Origin of the sequence: Ruegeria lacuscaerulensis, assembly GCF_013033355.1 — a bacterium.
Taxonomy (GTDB): Bacteria; Pseudomonadota; Alphaproteobacteria; order Rhodobacterales; family Rhodobacteraceae; genus Ruegeria; species Ruegeria lacuscaerulensis_A.
In genome coordinates this window covers 83,825-98,965 of the sequence record NZ_WQDY01000004.1, presented here as the reverse complement: position 1 = coordinate 98,965, position 15,141 = coordinate 83,825, and the positions used below count along the sequence as shown (strand labels likewise).

Annotated in this window: 12 protein-coding genes; 9 read left to right on the top strand and 3 right to left on the bottom strand. The window is 56.8% G+C overall.

The genetic code is table 11. From position 1 onward, the window contains the following. Window positions 1-69 precede the first annotated feature (69 nt). Entirely contained in the window at window positions 70-471 is a 402-nt protein-coding gene (locus GOW48_RS09180) for a c-type cytochrome (RefSeq protein ID WP_170753127.1), read from the top strand. Between the two features lie 2 nt (window positions 472-473). On the opposite strand, the gene GOW48_RS09175 is transcribed toward GOW48_RS09180, so the two are convergent. Together GOW48_RS09175 and GOW48_RS09170 are read right to left on the bottom strand one after the other, a co-directional pair. Continuing rightward, on the bottom strand, window positions 474-1,160 hold the full coding sequence (locus tag GOW48_RS09175; protein WP_170352509.1) for a hypothetical protein: 687 nt from the start codon (window positions 1,158-1,160) through the stop codon (window positions 474-476). A 41-nt stretch (window positions 1,161-1,201) separates the two neighbouring features. Next, the gene (locus GOW48_RS09170) at window positions 1,202-1,864 is read right to left on the bottom strand and encodes a DNA-3-methyladenine glycosylase I (protein WP_170753125.1); all 663 of its coding nucleotides are present in this window, start codon (window positions 1,862-1,864) and stop codon (window positions 1,202-1,204) included. Window positions 1,865-2,254: 390 nt separating this feature from the next. On the opposite strand from GOW48_RS09170, the gene GOW48_RS09165 reads away from it, so the two are divergent. The 6 genes from GOW48_RS09165 to GOW48_RS09140 all read left to right on the top strand — a co-directional run bounded on the left by GOW48_RS09165 (window position 2,255) and on the right by GOW48_RS09140 (window position 10,121). Further along, window positions 2,255-3,205, top strand: coding sequence for an ABC transporter substrate-binding protein (locus GOW48_RS09165; protein ID WP_170753123.1), 951 nt, complete (start codon window positions 2,255-2,257; stop codon window positions 3,203-3,205). A gap of 10 nt (window positions 3,206-3,215) precedes the next feature. Beyond that, window positions 3,216-4,265, top strand: coding sequence for a quaternary amine ABC transporter ATP-binding protein (locus tag GOW48_RS09160; RefSeq protein ID WP_170753121.1), 1,050 nt, complete (start codon window positions 3,216-3,218; stop codon window positions 4,263-4,265). Further along, on the top strand, window positions 4,262-6,322 hold the full coding sequence (locus GOW48_RS09155) for an ABC transporter permease (RefSeq protein ID WP_170753119.1): 2,061 nt from the start codon (window positions 4,262-4,264) through the stop codon (window positions 6,320-6,322). Before GOW48_RS09160 ends, GOW48_RS09155 begins: the two co-directional genes overlap by 4 nt. A 102-nt stretch (window positions 6,323-6,424) precedes the next feature. Then, window positions 6,425-7,090 (top strand): NnrU family protein, encoded by a 666-nt coding sequence (locus GOW48_RS09150; protein ID WP_170753117.1) that lies wholly within the window; start codon window positions 6,425-6,427, stop codon window positions 7,088-7,090. 71 nt (window positions 7,091-7,161) lie between these two features. Further along, window positions 7,162-7,683, top strand: a complete 522-nt coding sequence (locus tag GOW48_RS09145) for a DUF2478 domain-containing protein (RefSeq protein WP_170753115.1) — start codon at window positions 7,162-7,164, stop codon at window positions 7,681-7,683. A gap of 398 nt (window positions 7,684-8,081) precedes the next feature. Continuing rightward, window positions 8,082-10,121 (top strand): AAA family ATPase, encoded by a 2,040-nt coding sequence (locus GOW48_RS09140; RefSeq protein ID WP_170352516.1) that lies wholly within the window; start codon window positions 8,082-8,084, stop codon window positions 10,119-10,121. A gap of 402 nt (window positions 10,122-10,523) precedes the next feature. Here GOW48_RS09140 and GOW48_RS09135 read toward each other — a convergent pair whose 3' ends face one another. Then, the gene (locus GOW48_RS09135) at window positions 10,524-11,489 is read right to left on the bottom strand and encodes a GIY-YIG nuclease family protein (RefSeq protein ID WP_170746529.1); all 966 of its coding nucleotides are present in this window, start codon (window positions 11,487-11,489) and stop codon (window positions 10,524-10,526) included. A gap of 456 nt (window positions 11,490-11,945) precedes the next feature. On the opposite strand from GOW48_RS09135, the gene GOW48_RS09130 reads away from it, so the two are divergent. Together GOW48_RS09130 and GOW48_RS09125 are read left to right on the top strand one after the other, a co-directional pair. Beyond that, a complete protein-coding gene (locus tag GOW48_RS09130) occupies window positions 11,946-13,964 on the top strand; it encodes a type I restriction-modification system subunit M (protein WP_170352518.1) in 2,019 nt (672 codons plus the stop codon). Window positions 13,965-14,079: 115 nt separating this feature from the next. Then, complete coding sequence (locus tag GOW48_RS09125) at window positions 14,080-15,036, top strand: helix-turn-helix domain-containing protein (RefSeq protein ID WP_170352519.1); 957 nt, start codon at window positions 14,080-14,082, stop codon at window positions 15,034-15,036. The last annotated feature ends 105 nt before the right edge of the window (window positions 15,037-15,141 follow it).

Here is a 15,141-nt window from a genome sequence, read left to right as displayed (position 1 = left end):
GATCTGGATCATTGCGCCAAGCTGCCCAACGAGCAAGTCTGCAAATGTCAGTCGTGACAGGAGGATGCGATGATCAGACGGGTACTCGGGCTTGTTTCGATAGGGTTAGCAATGGGGTCTCAGGCCATAGCGCAGGATGTGCAAGAGGGTGCGAAACTGTACCAGCACTATTGCGCGACGTGCCACGGCATTGATGCTACCGGGCAGGGTCCTATGGCCGGGGTGCTGGTGATCCAGCCGACGGATTTGACCACATTGGCCAGCGCGGATGGTACTTTCCCGGTCGCACGTGTTGTCGCGCGGATTGACGGGCGCGATCCCTTGATCAGTCACGGCAGCCCTATGCCGGTCTACGGGCCATATTTCGATGGTCAGGATACTTCGATGAAAACACCTCAAGGGCAGCCAATTCTAACAAGCCAGCCAATCGTGGACTTAGTGGCGTACCTGCAAACGTTGCAAGCAAAATAGCCTTAACGGCAAATTCCCTCGACCTCAGCATCGGCCCAAGGGATCACCACATCCCGTTCGCGGCGTTCGCCGGGCAGCGCTGCTAGGTCAAAGTGCTGTCCCAGCATTTCATGCAGCCGTTGCGTGCGCGGTGCTGTTGGGTCCAGTGCACGGCAGCAGATGTATTCCTCGACAATAGCGCCCTGCTGCTCGAACCCGTAGGACAGGAAATCGGGCGAGGTCGTCAGATCAAATTGATAAGGATCCGTATTGCCCCCATGCTCGGCCGCTGCACGCAATGGGTGATAGCCCGTGGTTTCCCGGTTCTGCCACTGCCACACGTGGGTCAATTCATGGGCCAGCAACATGGCGGCGATCAGGTCCATCTGTTCCGGAAACTCGGACATATAATCCTCGAGGTACCAGTCTTTCGTGAAGTAGACTTTGTTAAACAACGCGACGGCGGCAGGTTTTGCAGTGACCACGCCTTCCTTGGTTGGTGGCAGGATACGCTCGCGGCAGGCCAGGCGCGGACGGTCTTTGCGATAAAAGGTGATCGGCACGACCGGGGCGCCTTCGACCAAACGTACGTTCTTTAGGTCCAGCGTGTTGCCCTGAACAGCGCTTGCAAAGGCGACCTCGTTTTCCGTAAGGGGACGGCCGCACGAGTAAAGAAACAACAAAGACGTCATCAAAATGAGGCGCAACATGTTCCGACCTTAATCCCTGACCTTCAACCTGCAACCTGTTTTCAAACGCTCATAGCCAGAACGCGGCTGATTTCCGTGAGCGAACGCCCGGATTGATCCATCCACGTATTAAAAGCAGCCTGCACAGCGCTCATGGCTTTCTTTGAGGTCGGCGCTTTGTCTACGACGCCTTCGGCAATCAACCGTGCGGTGACGTCCTGCGAGAGAATGAAGCCGTCACGGCCTGCAAAGCGCATTGCGATCTGCGCCGAGGTTCCCCCCAAGCGCGCACCACGCTTACGCAGCATCTCAAGCAGACCGACGAAGTCGGTCGAAGGCCAGCCACCCAACACCCGGCCTGCACCACCTTCTTCACGCAGTTCCAGCAGAAAGGCTGCGTTGTCACGCACGGCGGCGATCTTGGTGCCGTTGCGCACGATTCGGGTATCTTGCAAGAGGGAGTCGAACTTTTCGTCGTTCATGAATGCGCATCGGCCCACGTCAAAACCGTCGAACGCAGCCTCAAACCCGTCCCATTTGGACTCGATCACTTTCCAACTGAAACCGGCCTGAAATATGCATTTGGTCATCACCGATAGCCAGCGGTCTTCTGGCAGATCCGCCAGTTCTTCAGGGGATCTGGGTGTCTCGAGCTGCGAATTCAGGGCGTCGGCGCCGCCATGTCGGTCGGCGGCCATCCGAAAGATATCATCAAAATGGTGCATAGCGGGGTCCTTTCTGATCAACGTTGCTTGTCAGGCCCGGGGTTTCAAGGCCCCGAATCCAGGGCAAGGCCTAAGCGTTTCGGGAAAAAAGTTGGAAAATTGGAAAGAAACACTCGACAAATCAGGTGATTCTGGTTTGTGATTGACTGGTCAATCAATGTCCGCACCCAGCGAAATGTGAAAACACGTGGGGGCGGGCTTTCGGTGCATGCCGGCAGGCGGGGGACATTTTGGTCGGTCGAGCGTATGATTTCCGCGCTGGACCCAACTGTTTGCTTTCCCTTTCCGGCTTTAATTGTGCATGTTGCGGCATGGTAATGTCGTGAGACAGTCCCCGAGGCGCGTGCTTGTGCCGGGGCGGGCGAAGCAAAAAAGACAGGGAGAATGTCGATGAAAAAACTCAGTGTAAGCCTTTTGACGATGACCGTTGCGGGCTCGGCTTTTGCGGCCGATATGGGCGCCGTGGATGAACCAATCAAATTGGCGATCAACGAGTGGACTGGTCAGCATGTGACCACCCATGTGGCCGGTGAGATGCTGAAAGCCGCAGGGTACAACGTGGAATATGTCACGGCTGGCATGATGAACCAGTTCCAGGCACTGGCCGATGGTGATATCGATGCGACGCTTGAAATCTGGTCGTCGAACGTCTCCGACGAATATGCCAAGAAGGTCGACGAAGGCACGGTTGTTGAAATCGGTGATCTGGGCCTGAACGCCAAGGAAGGCATCGCCTATCCTGCCCACGTGGCCGAACTGTGCCCGGGTCTGCCCGCATGGGAAGCTCTGAAAGACTGCGCGCAGGTTTTCGCAACTGCTGAAACGCTGCCCGGTGGTCGTTTGGTCGATTACCCGGCGGATTGGGGGACTCCTGGCGCGGACCGTATGACCGGTCTGGAACTGCCGTTCAAAGCCGTGCCCGCTGGTTCGGAAGGCGCTTTGATCGCCGAGCTGCGCGCCTCGACCGAGCGTAAATCACCGCTGCTGATTACCTTCTGGCAACCGCATTGGGCGATGTCGGCCTATGACGTGCAATTTGTTGACCTGCCCGTTGGTGAAGAAGCCTGTTTCAACGATCCCGCATGGGGCCCCAATCCCAACGCGGTGAATGATTGCGATTTTTCGCCCTCGCGTATCTTCAAGGCAAGCTGGAGCGGCATGGAAGACAAATGGCCCGCAGCTTATGAAATCCTGACCAACTATCAGCTGGCGGTCGAAGATCAGCAGCCGATGATGGGCGCGATCGACGTCGATGGCGGCAAGGTCGAGGAAGTCGTCGCTGCGTGGATGGCTGAGAACGAAGGTAAGTGGCGTCCGGTCGTTGACGCGGCAACACAGTGAGCCAGCCTAAGTGACGCAAGCTAAAACGCCAGCCATTGCCTGCCAGAATCTCTGGCAGGTCTTTGGCCCCGGTGCAGACAAGGCCCTGACCGACGCGCTGTCTCGGTCAGGGATTGACTCCGACAAAGCCGCCTCCGATCTGCGCGAACGCGGGTTCATCCCTGCCGTGCAGGACGCCAATTTCGAGGTAAAAGAGGGCGAGCTTTTCGTTATCATGGGCCTGTCGGGCTCGGGCAAATCGACGCTGATCCGCTGCATCTCGCAACTGCTGCCCGGTACGGGCGGTGAAATCCGCGTGGATGGCGAGAACGTCATCGGAGCCTCCAAGAAGGTACTGACCGACCTGCGCCGTAAGAAGCTGGGCATGGTGTTCCAGCATTTCGGTCTTTTCCCCCATATGACCGTCGCCGAAAACGTGGCCTATCCGCTGCGTGTTCAAGGCGTTGGTAAAAAGGAACGTCTGGCCCGCGCGCAAGAGGTGATCTCATTGGTCGGCCTTGAGGGGCGCGAAGACAGCTTCCCACGGCAGCTATCGGGCGGTCAGAGGCAACGTGTGGGCATCGCCCGCAGTCTTGCCGTGAACCCCGACATTTGGTTTTTGGATGAGCCGTTCTCGGCCCTCGATCCCCTGATCCGTCGTCAGTTGCAGGACGAATTCCTGCGCATACAGGCGACGTTGAAGAAATCCATCGTCTTCATTACCCACGATATCCAAGAGGCGCTGAAACTGGCCGACCGGATCGCCATCATGCGCGATGGCAAGATCGTGCAGATCGGCACGCCCACCGATATCGTGCTGCGCCCGGTTGATGACTATGTACGCGAATTCTCGAAAGACGTCGCCAAGGGCCAACACGCCAAGGTTGCCTCGGTCATGCGCGACGAGTCCGAGCGTGGCCCGGACGATCCCGGTCTGACAACCAGTATGACATTGGACGCCGCGCTGGCGCATTGCATGGAGCTGTACGAACCGGTGCCAGTGCGGGATGAGGCGGGCAATATCGTCGGCACGGTTCACCCGTCCGATCTGGCTGCGGCGCTGCAGGTGGATGAGACATGACGGCGATCACGGACATCCCTGCACAGGCGCGCCTGACGATCGGAGCCAAGGCGGCACTGATTACTGTTGTCGTCGGCGCGCTGTGTCTGGCGCTTGAGGGTATTGCCCCGTGGCTGGTTAAATGGCCCGCCGCATGGGAGTTGCCGGCGACGCAGTGGGTCGGAGCCTTCCTCGACTGGTTCCTGAACGGCATCAAACCGGCGATGCGGTTGTTTTCCGACCTGATGACCTATCCGATGGATGCGGCGAATTTCGTTCTGGCAAATACGCCATGGCCGATCCTGATTGGGCTTGTCACCGCGCTGGGCTGGTATCTGGGCGGGCTGCCCATGGCGGCGCTGGGGTTCTTCGGCCTCAGCTTCGTGCTGGCCTCGGGCTATTGGGCTGAAAGCATGAACACTCTGGCGCTGGTGGCCGTTTCGGTCCCAGTGGCGCTGGTTGTGGGTGGAGGGATCGGCATTCTGGCCAATGAGATCCCCCGCGTGAAAAATTTTGTTCAGGCCGTGCTGGACGTCATGCAGACCGTGCCGACCTTCGCTTATCTGACGCCTTTGCTGCTGCTCTTTGGTTTTGGCCCGGTGGTGGGTTTGATCGCGTCGGCCATCTACGCGGCACCGCCCATGGCGCGCAACGTGATGCTGGGCTTGGAACGGGTCGAGCCCGAGATCAAAGAGGCCGCCATCATGTCCGGTGGCACACGGTCCCAGCAGCTGTTTCAGGTGGAAATCCCGGCAGCGGCAACGCAGATCATGGTCGGTGTGAACCAATGCCTGATGGCGGCCTTGTCGATGGTGATCATCGCGGCCGTGATCGGTGGCTTCAACGATATCGGCTGGGAGGTTCTGCTGACCATGCGCAAGGCGCAGTTCGGCGAATCCCTGATGGCCGGTCTTGTGATCGTGGTGTTTGCCGTCGTCATCGACCGTATGAGCGGCACGCTCGCCACCGAACGCAAACGCTATGACCAGCGAGTCGTCTGGGCGGTTCTGGGCTTTACCGTGCTGTTCACTGCGGCCTTCTGGCTGTGGCTGCCGAACCCGTCCGAGCTGACCCTTCTGGATCCGATGGCCGAGGCGATTGACAGCGGCTTGACCGCCTTCACTCAGGCCAACGGTCCGTGGTTAGATGCGCTCAAGAACAACTCGCTGTTCTACGTGCTGCTGCCACTGCGGATTGGTCTCGACCAAGCGGTGCTGCCGTTCACGTGGGGCTTTCAGTGGACGCCCGGGATGAGCTTCGGTCTCTTTGCCGTGGCCGCTGTGATCGCGGCGCTGATGGCATGGCGCGGGCATCTGACCGGAGGGTTGGTTGTGCTGATCCTGATCGGCATGTTGGAAACTGGCATTGCGAATCTTCCATGGCCCTTTGTCCTGACGGGGGCTGCTGCCCTCAGCTATGTCGCGGGTGGTTGGCGACTGGCGGCGCTGTCCGTGGGGCTGCTGTGCACCATCCTCGTCTCGGGCCTGTGGGAGCGCGCCTTGCTGTCGCTTTACCTCAGCGGTGCGGCGGTGTTTTCCTGTGCTGTGGTCGGCGGGCTGATCGGTCTGGCCAGCGCGGTTTGGACGCCAGTATGGAAAATCGTCCGCCCGATCTGTGACATGCTGCAAACGATCCCTCTATTCGTGTTCCTGATCCCGGTTCTGATGGTGTTCCAGATTGGCGAGTTCTCGGCCTTCCTGGCGATCTGCGCCTATGCGATCGTGCCGATGATCCGGTACACCCGCCATGGTCTTGTAAACACACCCGAGGAAATGATGGAGGCTGCAATCTCCAGCGGCGCGACCGAGTGGCAGATCATGCGAGACGTGCGCGCGCCCTATGCCGCGCCGACTATCCTGCTGGGGCTGAACCAGACGATCCTCTATGCCTTTGCGATGCTGGTGATCGCGGCGCTGATCGGCACCACCGGTCTGGGCCAGTCGATCTATCTGGCGCTGGGGCAGGCGGATGTGGGGCTTGGCATCTCGGCTGGGGCGGCGATGGCCATTCTGGCGCTGATCGCCGACCGTATGGTGCAGGGCTTTGCCGAGGAACGCCGCAAGGCACTGGGCCTGTAACTTTGGGCAGGGGCGGCGCGACCGCCCCGCCTGATTTGATTTCGAACAAAGACGGTCTCAACCTACAGGGCTAAACCGGGCGCAACACGTTCGGAGACTCTGATGACTGGTTGGGTCCTATTCCTTGCAGCGCTGATCACATTCATGCTGACGCACGCTATTCCGGCGCGTTCCGCCTTGCGTGGGCAGTTGATCACAGCGTTAGGGCGCAAGGGATATTTCGCAGCTTTTTCGGCTTTGTCATTGCTGGTTCTGGGCTGTCTGATTGTCGCGGCCAGTCGTGCGCCCTATGTCGAGGTCATCCCACCTTGGCCTGTTTTCCGCTGGGTGCCATTGTTGGTCATGCCCATCGCCTTGTGGCTGGCCGCCGCCGGTGTGGCGATACAGAATCCGTTCTCATTCGGTGGATTGGGTCGACGCCCGTTCGATCCGGAAAAGCCGGGCGTTCTGCGCGCCACTCGACATCCGGTGCTGGCGGCGCTGATGCTTTGGGCATTGGCGCATCTGCTGGCCAACGGCAGCCTTGCGCACGTGATCTTGTTTGGCCTGTTTGCCGGGTTCGCGGTTATGGGAATGGCCTTGATTGACCAGCGCAAATCCCGCGAGATGGGCATCGAATGGATTCGCCTGTCCCGTAACACCGCGCGCTTTTCCCCGCGCGCCTCGCATCCCTGGCCACCCCTTTGGGTCTGGCTGGTTTCACTTGCCGCATATGCGGTTCTGCTTCACCTGCACGCAGCTGTGATCGGGCTTTCTCCTTTACCTTAGGGTAAAGGAGTGGCCGGAGCGTATCTTGCGTGCTATCTGGAATGTCACAGTTTTACGACGAGGGTCTCTGAATGTACCTGGGCTATGTAACCACCACCGACCGTGGCGCGACCGATCTTTTGCTGGCCGCAGCTGCTGAACAACTGTTGAAATCTGGCGCTCGGCTTGCAGGCGTTGTGCAAACCAACACTGAATGCGTTGACAGCACCAAATGCGATATGGACGTGCGCGTTCTGCCCGAAGGTGACACCATCCGCATCTCGCAGTCACTGGGCACGCAATCCCGAGGATGCCGTTTGGACCCAGCCGCGCTGGAACAGGCTGTGGGGTATGTGACCGCGTCGCTTGCCGACAAGCCGCAATTGTTGATCGTCAACAAGTTCGGCAAACATGAGGCTGACGGGCGCGGGTTTCGTCCTTTGATTGCCGAGGCATTGGCGCAGGACATCCCTGTTTTGGTTGGCGTGAACGGTCTGAACATGGAAAAGTTCCAAGAGTTCACGGACGGCGGAGCAGAAGAAATCACGCCGAAACGAGATGCCATTCTGGAATGGTTTGACCGTATCACAGCGCAACGAGCAGCCGCTGCGTAACGCGGTTTCTTTCATCGCAAAAAAAACGCCTTTGGTATGCCGAGGGCGTTTTTTAATATGAAAACTCGCAACGTCACCCAGAGATACAATTTCGCGAACGAAGTTGATGCGCGCTGCACATTATGCAACCTGTTGCGCTTTTTTACCATCTGAGGAAGATGGTGGGCGACCCTGAACTGGTAGTTTCAAGCTAAATCAATGGCTTGAAGTGTAAACCCCGGCGAAAGCGTCTTATTGTTTTTCAAGGACTTTCACGTGAACTGTCAAACTTTACAGGGCCTCAAGAGAGGAACTGAAGCATGAATCACGCTTGACGATTACAAAAAACCCCCGCCGAGAAAAACGGCGGAGGCATCCAAAAAAAACGATCCCGCAATCCTCTGCCAAAAGGAAGCAAGATGCTGAATAAAAATAGCAAAACCACCACCAAAGCACAAGCGCAACAAGTTTATGACCAGAACAGACAAGCGGCCCTAGATGCTGCAGCTCATGACCTGCGGGTATTCCCCGTTCACGTGACCCACGACCCGAAAAAGCCCGGCAAGAAGAAAGCCAAGGTTCTTGTCAAATCTTGGGTGAAAGACGCCTCGACTGATCCCGTCCAGATTAACAGTTGGTGGGATGAAAACCCTAGTGCGGTTCCGGGGATGCCAACTGGCGATTTTCTTGTGATTGATTTGGATGATCGCGACGGGAAGGACGGTTCCGCTGCATACAAGGCTATGGGTCTCGACCCGGAAGATGCGCTTTTCACTGTAGAAACACCGTCTGGGGGCGAGCACCTTTATTTTGAGAACTCGATTGGTCTCAGCATTTCACAAGACAATATCGCCCCGGGCATCGACACACGCGGAAAAGGCGGCTTCGTGTTTGCCCCCGGTGCCCGGACGGTCTTCGGGGAATACCGAATAAAACGGGGTGATTTGAACTATCTTCAACTTGGTTGTTTGACCGCTGTCCCTCAGCTAATTTTTCATGCACTCACGAAACAGAAATGCGAGAAGGAACAATCTGCACTCGGCGAGTGCGATCTAGACACGATCCGTGATGCACTGAATGTCGTGCCCAATGACCTCTACTATGGCGACTGGATTGAAACCCTAATGGCCGTTCATCACGCAACCGGCGGCGCGGAAGAGGGGCTTGCTCTCGCTCTGGCATGGTCTGCGGGCTACGATGGTTTTTCCATCAAAGAAGTCCAGAGTAAGTGGCGGTCATTCGGCAAATTCGAAGGTAATTCTATCACAAAAAAAACACTTTTCATGAAAGCGCGTGAGCATGGTTGGGACGACCCGCTTGCGCTCTTGACTGACGCGGATGTTGAGATTGGCGAGACGACTGATTTGCGGTCCGCTGGGCACGGGTCGCTGGATGCAGAAGCCCGCGAACTATTGGGGCTTCCGCCCTCGCGATTGAAATTTCTGAGCCCGACTGATTGCGAAACCCTGCCTACCCGGAACTATCTTATCAAGGGTCTGCTGGGCGAGGGCGACGTTGCCGCTGTCATTGGCGCACCGGGTGCGGGTAAATCTCTTCTGGCCCCTTATCTGGGCTATGCAATAGCGCAAGGCGCGGAAGTCTTCGGCTGCCGGAACCGACAGGGCGGCGTCTTCTACGTTGCCGCAGAGGATAGCCATGGCATGCGCGCGCGAGTTCAGGCACTCCGAGGTCAATACGGTGATGCCGATGCCTTCAGGTTGGTGGAAGGCGTCTCCGATCTATTGAGCGAAAACAGCGAAGACCTGAAGGCATTGCTGATCGCTGTTGAGGACCGGCGCCCGGTGCTAATTGTGATCGACACGCTCGCTATTGCCTTCCCAGGCTTAGAAGAGAACGAGGCGAAGGCGATGGGCCGAGTCGTTGCTGTAGCCCGTAGCTTGACCCGATGGGGTGCCGCCGTCGTGCTTGTCCACCACGACACCAAGGCCGGCGACGGGCTGCCGCGAGGTCACTCCATCCTGAACGGCGCGTTGGACCTGTCACTGCACCTGAAGCGCAACGGCAAGGTGGTCTGCGTCCGACCGACCAAGAACCGGAACGGCAGCACTGATCAGCAACTGGCCTTTCGCGTTGACACGGTCCAGATGGGAAATGACGATGACGGCGAGCCGGTCTTGACCGCGATCTGCGTGGAGGAGCACGCCACCGAACTGCAAAAGACAGGCAAGCCATTGGCCCGAAGTAAACGTGTCGCACTCGAAATCCTGACAGACTTGCTCCGGTGGCAGAGTAGTGTTTCTGAAGATGAGTGGCGGGCGGCGTGTATCGCCGATCCGAAGTTCTCTGCGGCGGAAACTGATAACGGAAAACGCAAGACATTCCGCGAGGCCCGCGTGGACCTTGCAGACCGAGAATTGATCGCACTTCGCGATCGGGGTTTTGTTCTGACGGAAAATGACCACGGGGCGCAGCCGGAGGACGACCATGAGATCCTGTGAGAGACGGGACTTTCAGGAAACACTTCCCCTCACGTCCCCGGCAAACCGGGAGATGGGCAGGGGACGGGACAGGACACACCCCTTAGAGGGGGTGTCCCAAGTCACCGCCCCTCAAATGCCATTTTGACAGTGTTGAGAAATTCATAAGGAGAGCCACGGCGGGGAAGCTGTTCGCTCGGGTCCTTCCCGAGGGAGGCTTGCTCCGGGGGGTGCGCCGAGCCCCAGTTTTCCATAGTTTTTGGGGCCTCTAACGATAACAGACCTATTTCGCCCGCCATGTATGGTTTCAGCATCTCGTGCCAGCTTGCAATCAAGGCTTTAACCATAGGATTGCTTCCTAGGTTTTTGGACCCTGCGCCATAACAGATCCAGTGGCTTCCTCGACGAGGTCGCTGGAGAAATTCATCCATCGGACTCGATGTCGTCGTTCTCACCCGCCGCTTCAACAGCAGTCTTCGCCACTTGTTCTGATTGCCAGTCCCCATAGGAAACGTTGGAGCCGCTGACCTTCCAAGACGAGCGACCGTTGTCGGGGCGCCCGTAAACCACCGCAGATGCCGCGCTTGGGCTATTGAACGCGACATCTTGCGCAAAGCTAAGAAGGCCCTTTTGCCCCGGGACCAGCTTGCCCGTCTTGATTAGCTGCGCGTGCCGTTTTGAATAGCTGTGGTCCGAAGTGCTCGACCAGGCACTCACTGCGTCCGATCCCTCCAGAACAATAAATTCCCCTTCGACCTCGCGGGCGCGCGCTTCCAACCCAAGCTTACTGTGGACCAACTTGAACAGTGGTGCGACTTCGATTTCTGAGGTGATTTCGTCCCCGGCGGAAACTACCTTGGTCATGGCTCTGTGCTGGCGAAGGAAATCAAACCCAAGGACCGGCAGGATGAGGCGAAGCTGGTCTATGAAGTACTCCATGTCGGACGCGTCGGCCTCCGGCAGGGCGACCGGCGGGGGTGCCGTGCTATTCTGAACACTGGAGTTGCCCACAGCGTTTGCGATAGCAATCAACCGCGCCTCTAGATAACGCGCATGCGCCTTAGTGATGTTCTGGTCTTTGCTGGTTACAACGCAAGTGCTCTCCCAGAAATCCTTGCCGGAGTCTCTGTTGTGCTGAACGAGACGCTTTCGGACATTGTCGCTTTCACCGATGTAGAGTTGAAGGGTATCCGGGTCCTTAGGATCGCGACCAGTCAGGAAATAGATTCCGGTACGGTCAAGTTCCGAGCGTTTGAGGAAAGCAGGCAATCCATTCCGTGACCCGGATAGGACATGACCAGTCCAGTTCATTATCTCGGCCGTTGTCAGGCCGGACGCCGTGCCTTCGGCAAGAAACAATTTTACCGATCTCCCTAGTCGGGAACTCATGCTACAACCTCCATCGCCTTCTCACTCCCCCACGATACAAATTTCGCCCGACATCAGCATGAGTATTAGGAGGCTGTGGGTCGCCTCGAAACCGAGGTTCGGGCCGGATATGTACTGATTGTTCAACGAAGTTTATGCCATCTCATTTCTGACTTCCAATCATCTGCGAATTTGCGGGGGCGCAAGACGAAACCTGCAACCCGGCCTTTCTATCAACTATTTGCCAAAGTAAAGATAAGCGGTTTCGAAACAACCCGTAGGAAAGCAGTAACAGCCTTGGGCAGACGCAATGAGGATTCAGCGTTACCTAACTTGACAGACGCATTTTGCGCCATACTGGCAAACCATTATCCGAGCCGCCTTGGATATGCCCAAATTCTCATGTTAGCGTGCCGCCAAAGATACAGTGGGAGGATTCCCGCTTAAGAAAACAAAGATAAGAGCAGGCTGTATACTATGAGCGCAGATATTAAATCACTTAGTTCTTTCGTCTGGTCTATAGCTGAGCTGCTTCGTGGGGATTTTAAGCAATCTGAGTATGGCAAAGTAATATTGCCCTTTGTCGTGCTGCGACGCCTAGACTGCATTCTTGAAGAGAGCAAGCAGAGCGTCCTCGACATGGCCGCATCGCTGCCAGATGATATGGACGACGAGGCACGCGACACGCTGCTTTTTGGCTCTGTTGGTCAAAACATCCGCATTTACAACTTGTCCCACTTCACCTTTGCTTCGCTCAAGGGGCAGGATGCCAAAGACATCCATATGAACCTGCTCGACTACATCACCAAGTTCTCAGGCAACGTCCGCGACATCTTCCTCGACAAGTTCCTGTTCACTGATCAGCTAAAACGGCTGAACGATGCCGGGCTGCTCTATCAGGTGTTCGACCGCTTCACCCAGATTGACCTGCACCCCGACGCGATCTCTAACCTTGAAATGGGGTATCTGTTCGAAGACCTCATCCGCCGCTTCTCGGAGATTTCAAACGAGACAGCAGGGGAACACTATACCCCGCGCGAGGTCATCCGTCTCATCGTCTCGTTATTGCTCATCAACGACAAGGACGCGCTGACCGGCTCTGGCGTCATCCGGCAGGTCTATGACCCGGCAGCGGGCACAGGCGGGATGCTGTCAATTGCTGAGATGGAGATGAAGGCGCTCAACGACCGCATCCGCGTCGAACTCTTCGGGCAGGAACTGAACCCCGAGTCCTTCGCGATCTGCAAATCCGACATGCTGGTGACCGGGCACAACCCCGAGAACATCGCCTTCGGCAACACGCTGACCCAAGACGCCCACGCTAACAAACGCTTCCATTACATGTTATCAAATCCGCCCTATGGCGTGGACTGGAAGAAATACGCTGACCCCATCAAGGACGAGGCTGCAGAACTAGGCATGGGCGGGCGCTTTGGTGCAGGCCTGCCGCGGATCTCGGACGGACAGCTGCTCTTCCTACAGCACATGATCTCGAAGATGCGGAACGATGAGCAAGGCTCGCGTGTTGGTATTGTCATGAATGGCTCACCGCTTTTCACGGGCGGGGCCGGATCCGGCGAGAGTGAGATACGTCGCTGGATGCTTGAAAACGACTGGGTGGAGGCTATCATCGCGCTGCCCACCGACCTATTCTACAACACCGGCATCCAGACATATGTTTGGCTGCTCACGAACCGCAAGGACACAGCCCGGCGCGGCAAGGTGCAGCTGATTGACGCCAGTGGTGAGCGTTTCTGGAAGTCCATGCGCAAGTCCCTCGGGTCCAAGCGTCGCGAAATTCCGATTGAAGCCTGCGATGAGATCGCCCGCATCTACGCTGAGATGTTGAACGGCGACGGTGACTGGGGCGAAGTTTCAAAAATCTTTAAGACGACCGACTTTGGCTATCGTGAAATTCGGGTGGATCGACCGTTGAAACTCGCCTTTGCGGTGACCCCCGAGGGACTTGAGACGGTGCGCGAGGCCAAGCCATTTCAAAAACTTGAAGAAAGTGAGCAGAGCCGCGTTCTGGCGGCGTTGGAGGCCCTTCCTACCGATGAACGTTGGATCAACCGCGACGACTTCGACAAGGCACTCACAGCGGCGTTTAAAGAGTCTGGCCTCAAGGTTGGAGCGCCGGTTAGAAAGGCGATCCTTTCGGCCTTGTCGGAGCGTGATGAAGACGCCGAGGCTTGCGCTGACAGCAAGGGCAACACTGAACCGGACACCAATCTGCGCGATCACGAATTGGTGCCGCTGAATGAGGACTGGCGCGATTATGTGAGACGTGAGGTCCTGCCCTTTGTCCCGGATGCCTGGGTGGATGAAACTCACACCGATGGGCAGGACGGCCACGTTGGGCGTGTCGGGTATGAGATCAACTTCAATCGCTATTTCTACAAATACGTTCCACCCCGTCCGCTCGACGAGATCGATGCCGAGTTAAAGGAGCTGGAGGCAGAGATTGCAGATCTGCTTCGGGAGGTGGTTGAGTGAGTTTCGCGGTTCATGAAGACTGGAAAATGGCGTTCGGAGAATTTTCTAGTTGGTATCGCGTTCGTGATCATTTTGACCTGATAAACGGCTAGGTATCGTTGTTGGGATTCGATGGATGCAAAGCCACGATGATATAGTTGAGTCGTTCAGCCTTAAAACGCAAAGCTTTGAAGAGCTAAGCGACGCAGTCGTCAACTGGGATCAGGAGTATGACCAGTTGTCGGGCGGTCAATTCGAGGGTGGCCTCAAGCTGGCGCAGGTTAATGAGTCCCAGATCCTCAGAATTCGATGGGGACAAAAAATTCGCTACCGTGGAACAGCCCCAGCTGGGGCTTTTGCCTTTGCTTTGCCGTTCGATCAGCAAGGAGATGCAAACTGGATCGGCCAGAAAGCGGGCGTGGACACAGTTCTCATGCAAGCACCAAACAAGGCCGGCGATCTGATTTCCTCCAATTTCTACGACGCGCTGGTGCTCGGAGTTCCTGAAAACGACGTGTTCCGGATTTCATCGGCGCTATCTGGGAAAGGCGAAATCAGTGGCAACTTGCATGGGGCCTCAACCCTTTCGACGGCAGGTGCAGCTTCTTTACGCCATCAGGGACAATCGCTCATTGACCGGGCTATCTCAGATTTTTCCGACGACAGAGCCGCTCTTAAGCGTCTCTCCGATCAGTTTATCAAGTTGTTCCTTTGGGAGCTGGTGAAGTCAAATGGCGGCGGCCTAAAGGAACACCGGGTTTCCAGACCGGCCAGACTGGTGGGGGACGCAACAGATCTGGTTCTATCCGACGTGACCGGAAACATAGGATTGACCACTCTTTGCGCTCATTATGGTGTCAGCCTTAGGACACTTCACTATGCATTCAAAGATGTCACGGGCCTTTCAGCTGCGACCTGGCTGCGACGCATGAGGCTCAATAGAGTGCATCGCGAACTGCAAGGCGCGATCTCGAATGGGGCTACAATAGGCAGCGTGGCCGCGACTTACGGCTTTCACCATCAAGGGCATTTCACGAACCAATACAAGCGGCTGTTCGGCTGCCTGCCATCGGAAACACTGCATCGCAATTAGACGGAAGTTTAGTCTCAAAAACCCAGTCTCAAGAGATGTTTGCAGATTTTGGATAAGAATGATGCGTGATTTTGACAGCCAAAGAGGCCACCATTGTCGAGTAGT

Bases quoted from the DNA above. Each gene is read 5' to 3' on its own strand.
- GOW48_RS09180 (WP_170753127.1), top strand. From the start codon at position 70: ATGATCAGACGGGTACTCGGGCTTGTTTCGATAGGGTTAGCAATGGGG.
- GOW48_RS09175 (WP_170352509.1), bottom strand. From the start codon at position 1,160: ATGTTGCGCCTCATTTTGATGACGTCTTTGTTGTTTCTTTACTCGTGC.
- GOW48_RS09170 (WP_170753125.1), bottom strand. From the start codon at position 1,864: ATGCACCATTTTGATGATATCTTTCGGATGGCCGCCGACCGACATGGC.
- GOW48_RS09165 (WP_170753123.1), top strand. From the start codon at position 2,255: ATGAAAAAACTCAGTGTAAGCCTTTTGACGATGACCGTTGCGGGCTCG.
- GOW48_RS09155 (WP_170753119.1), top strand. From the start codon at position 4,262: ATGACGGCGATCACGGACATCCCTGCACAGGCGCGCCTGACGATCGGA.
- GOW48_RS09150 (WP_170753117.1), top strand. From the start codon at position 6,425: ATGACTGGTTGGGTCCTATTCCTTGCAGCGCTGATCACATTCATGCTG.
- GOW48_RS09145 (WP_170753115.1), top strand. From the start codon at position 7,162: ATGTACCTGGGCTATGTAACCACCACCGACCGTGGCGCGACCGATCTT.
- GOW48_RS09140 (WP_170352516.1), top strand. From the start codon at position 8,082: ATGCTGAATAAAAATAGCAAAACCACCACCAAAGCACAAGCGCAACAA.
- GOW48_RS09135 (WP_170746529.1), bottom strand. From the start codon at position 11,489: ATGAGTTCCCGACTAGGGAGATCGGTAAAATTGTTTCTTGCCGAAGGC.
- GOW48_RS09130 (WP_170352518.1), top strand. From the start codon at position 11,946: ATGAGCGCAGATATTAAATCACTTAGTTCTTTCGTCTGGTCTATAGCT.
- GOW48_RS09125 (WP_170352519.1), top strand. From the start codon at position 14,080: ATGCAAAGCCACGATGATATAGTTGAGTCGTTCAGCCTTAAAACGCAA.